Origin of the sequence: Acidiphilium sp. (assembly GCF_049977125.1) — a bacterium.
In the GTDB taxonomy this organism is placed as follows: domain Bacteria; phylum Pseudomonadota; class Alphaproteobacteria; order Acetobacterales; family Acetobacteraceae; genus Acidiphilium.
The window spans coordinates 1487-4922 of sequence record NZ_JBMFGY010000150.1 but is presented as its reverse complement, the minus strand read 5'-3'; the positions used below and the strand labels follow the sequence as shown (position 1 = coordinate 4922).

Annotated in this window: 4 protein-coding genes; 3 read left to right on the top strand and 1 reads right to left on the bottom strand. The window is 66.7% G+C overall.

Annotated elements, in window-relative coordinates; all coding sequences use genetic code 11:
* Positions 1 to 874: hypothetical protein (locus ACP5E6_RS15365; protein WP_427955458.1), on the top strand; the 874-nt coding region annotated here is incomplete at its 5' end.
* Between the two features lie 12 nt (positions 875 to 886).
* On the opposite strand, the gene ACP5E6_RS15360 is transcribed toward ACP5E6_RS15365, so the two are convergent.
* On the bottom strand, positions 887 to 1063 hold the full coding sequence (locus ACP5E6_RS15360; protein WP_427955455.1) for a hypothetical protein: 177 nt from the start codon (positions 1061 to 1063) through the stop codon (positions 887 to 889).
* Between ACP5E6_RS15360 and ACP5E6_RS15355 the strand changes: the two genes are divergently transcribed.
* Both ACP5E6_RS15355 and glk read left to right on the top strand, forming a co-directional pair.
* Positions 1047 to 2390 (top strand): sugar porter family MFS transporter, encoded by a 1344-nt coding sequence (locus ACP5E6_RS15355; RefSeq protein ID WP_427955453.1) that lies wholly within the window; start codon positions 1047 to 1049, stop codon positions 2388 to 2390. The two genes, ACP5E6_RS15360 and ACP5E6_RS15355, sit on opposite strands and share 17 nt — an antisense overlap.
* 30 nt (positions 2391 to 2420) lie before the next feature.
* Positions 2421 to 3428 (top strand): glucokinase, encoded by a 1008-nt coding sequence (gene glk / locus ACP5E6_RS15350; protein WP_427955451.1) that lies wholly within the window; start codon positions 2421 to 2423, stop codon positions 3426 to 3428.
* The last annotated feature ends 8 nt before the right edge of the window (positions 3429 to 3436 follow it).

The window sequence follows — 3436 nt, the reverse complement described above, 5'->3', positions numbered from 1 at the left end:
CAGCCATCACGATCGCGGCATTTTCCGCTTTCGCACCCCCACCCCGTCCGCGTATATCATCGCGATGCCCTGGACCCCCGCCTACCTCCCCACCACACTGAAAGAGCGGTTCGACCACACCATCCGCAAACTGCGCGAAACCATGGCCATCGAAGCCGGGCGCCTCGGCGTGCCTGCCATCCTCCTGTTCCTGATCGACGCCCGCCTGATGGGCCTGGTCAGCCGCATCGCCGCCGCCATCACCCGCGGCCCGATCCCCCGCCCGCACCGCCCGCCAAATCCCAACAAAAACCCCCAGCAAAGCCCCCAAGAAAATCCCAACAAAAACTCAGGCCAGCACCCGGCCCACGACCCCAGCGCCGCACCGCCCGCCCGGCCCACGCCGCGCTGGCTAAGCCGCTGGCCGGTCGCCCGGTTCGGCCCGCCGCCCCGGCTCTCGCGCGCTTTCGGCCTCCTCCGCCGCACCTTCCCCCATTCCGAAATCAACGGCTACATCGCCAAAATCGGCGAGCTCCTCATCCTCCCCGAAATGCGCGCGCTGATCGAAACCAACCCTGGCCTCAGCCGCACCCTCCGCCCGCTCTGCCATCTCTGCGGCATCAACCCGCCCGCGTCGCTGCAACGGCCAAGCCGCCCGCGCCAACCCCGGCCCCGAAGCCGTGCCGCAACCCGCCCACGCCCAACCCGCACATCCCCAACCCCGCAAACTCACCATCGCCGAACTCCCGCCCCTGCGCCCGGCCCCGCCGCTGCCGCCCCAACACCGCGCCTTCATCCCTGCCGCCGAGCACCGCTTTCCCCGCCGCGGCACCGCGCCAAACTCCCAAAAAAATTCAAAAAACACCTGACCAGGCGCAGGATTTCGCACGCCTAAATCGTTACGATATCATAACAAAATCGCCAGCCGAACCTCATCTCCCGCAATCGTGTAGTTCACCGTGACCCCGCCCGGTTTGCCGTCACACCACGGAAGGATTACATCAAGTCCGCGTGCGGTCAGCCCGATCGGCTCAATGGCTCGATCACTTGTTGGGAGCGACACGGCCATGAATTTCACCTTCATCGCATCGATCGCCGGCTTGGGCGGATTATTGTTCGGCTACGACACCGGCGTCATCTCCGGCGCCATCCTCTACATCAAGCAGGTCTTCCATCTCTCGCCCACCATGGAAGGCACCGTCGTCGCCATCGCCCTCGCGGGCGCCGTGGCCGGCGCCGCCGTCGCCGGCACCCTGGCCGATGCCTTCGGCCGGCGGATCGTGCTTCTGGTCACCTCCGCCATCTTCGTCGCCGGCGCCCTTCTCTCATCCATCGCCTGGATGCTCGACATCGTGCTGATCGGCCGCATTCTGGTCGGCATCGCCATCGGCGTGTCATCGATGCTGACACCGCTCTATTTGTCCGAAATGGCCCCGCGCGAAAAACGCGGCGGCATCGTCACCATCAACCAATTCTACATCACCTTCGGCATCCTGCTCTCCTACATCGTCGGATTCCTTCTCTCCCATATCGGCGAGGGCTGGCGCTGGATGCTCGGCCTCGGCGCCGTTCCCGGCATCGTCCTGTTCATCGGCATGCTCCTCCTGCCGGAAAGTCCGCGCTGGCTGATCGGCCACGACCGCGACGAGCAGGCGAAACGGGCGCTGCAACGCCTGCGCCCCGGTGCGGACATCGATGTCGAATACACCGCCCTCCTGCATGACATCGCCGCCGAAGACAACCAAAAGGCGCCCTGGCGCCAGGTCTTCACCGGCCGCGCCAGAATGCCGCTGATCATCGGCGTCGGCCTCGCGATCTTCCAGCAGATCACCGGCATCAACACCGTGATCTATTTCGCCCCCACCATCTTCCAATCCGCCGGCCTGCCCTCCGCCTCGATCTCGATCCTCGCGACCGCCGGCGTCGGGCTGGTCAACGTCGTCATGACCGTGGTGGCGATGCGCCTGCTCGACCGCGTCGGCCGCCGCCCGATGCTCCTCTGGGGCCTGGTCGGCATGTTCGTAACGCTGCTGATCCTCTCGATCTGCTTCATGGTCGGCCTGAGCGGCGCGCTCGCCTGGGTGACGGTCATCGCCGTGGCCGCCTATGTCGCCTTCTTCGCGATCGGGCTGGGGCCGGTATTCTGGCTGCTGATCGCCGAAATCTACCCCCTCGCGGTGCGCGGCCGCGGCATGAGCCTCGCGACGATCGCCAACTGGAGCTTCAACATGATCGTCTCCTTCACCTTCCTCGATCTGGTCGTCAGCCTCGGCCGCGGCCCGACCTTCCTGATCTACGCCGCCATGACCCTTCTGACCTTCGCCTTCACCTGGTTCCTGGTGCCCGAAACCAAGGGCCGCAGCCTCGAACAGATCGAACAGGGGTTGAACGCGCCGCTCGCCGCCGAATAATCCGCCAGACCACCCAACGGAGACGAAACGATGCTGATCGCCGGCGACATCGGTGCCACCAAAACCCGGCTCGCCCTGGTGTCGCCCCAGGCCGGGCCCCGCGCCGTCCTGGCGCAGCAGGAATTCCACAGCGCCGACTATCAGGGATTGCAAGCAATCGTCGAGGAGTTCATCGCGCACACCGGCGGCCAGCCCACCTCGGCCTGTTTCGATGTCGCGGGTCCGGTGGTTCGCGGCCGGGCGCACCTGACCAACCTGCTCTGGGACATCGAGGAAACCGCCCTCTGCGCCGCCCTCAAGCTCGAACGCGTCACCCTGCTCAACGACCTCGAGGCGATCGCCCAGGCGATCCCCGATCTGCGCCCCGAAGAGACCCTCCTGATCAATCCCGGCCAGCCGATCGACCACGCGCCGATCGCTGTGCTGGCCCCCGGCACCGGATTGGGCGAGGCCTTCCTGATCTGGGGCGGCCAATCCTACATCGCCTGCGCCTCCGAAGGCGGCCACGCCGATTTCGCCCCCACCAACGACATCCAGGCCGGTCTCTGGGCCTTCCTGACCGAACGCTTCCGCCACGCCGCCTATGAGCGGGTCTGCGCCGGAACCGGCGTGCCGAATGTCTATGATTTCGTCCGCTCGCGCGACCCGGCATCCGAACGCGCCGATTTCCGCGCCACGCTCCAGGCCGCCGCCGATCGCACCCCCCCGATCATCGACGCCGCCCTGCACGACGCCGCCAACAACCCGCTGGCCGCCGAAACCATCCGCATCGTGATCGATGTCTGGGGCGCCGAGGCCGGCAATCTGGTCCTCAAAACCATGGCCACCGGCGGCCTCTACCTCGCCGGCGGCCTGCCGCCCCGGCTGATCCCCCAACTGACCGATGGCGCCTTCATGCGCTCATTCACCGCAAAGGGCCGCTTCGCCAACCTGCTGAGCCAGATCCCGGTCCATGTCATCACCATCAACGCCGCCCTCCTCGGCGCCGCCATCCATGGTCTGCGCAAGGCCGGCCCCGACGCGCCCGATACCGCATGATCCGCCCG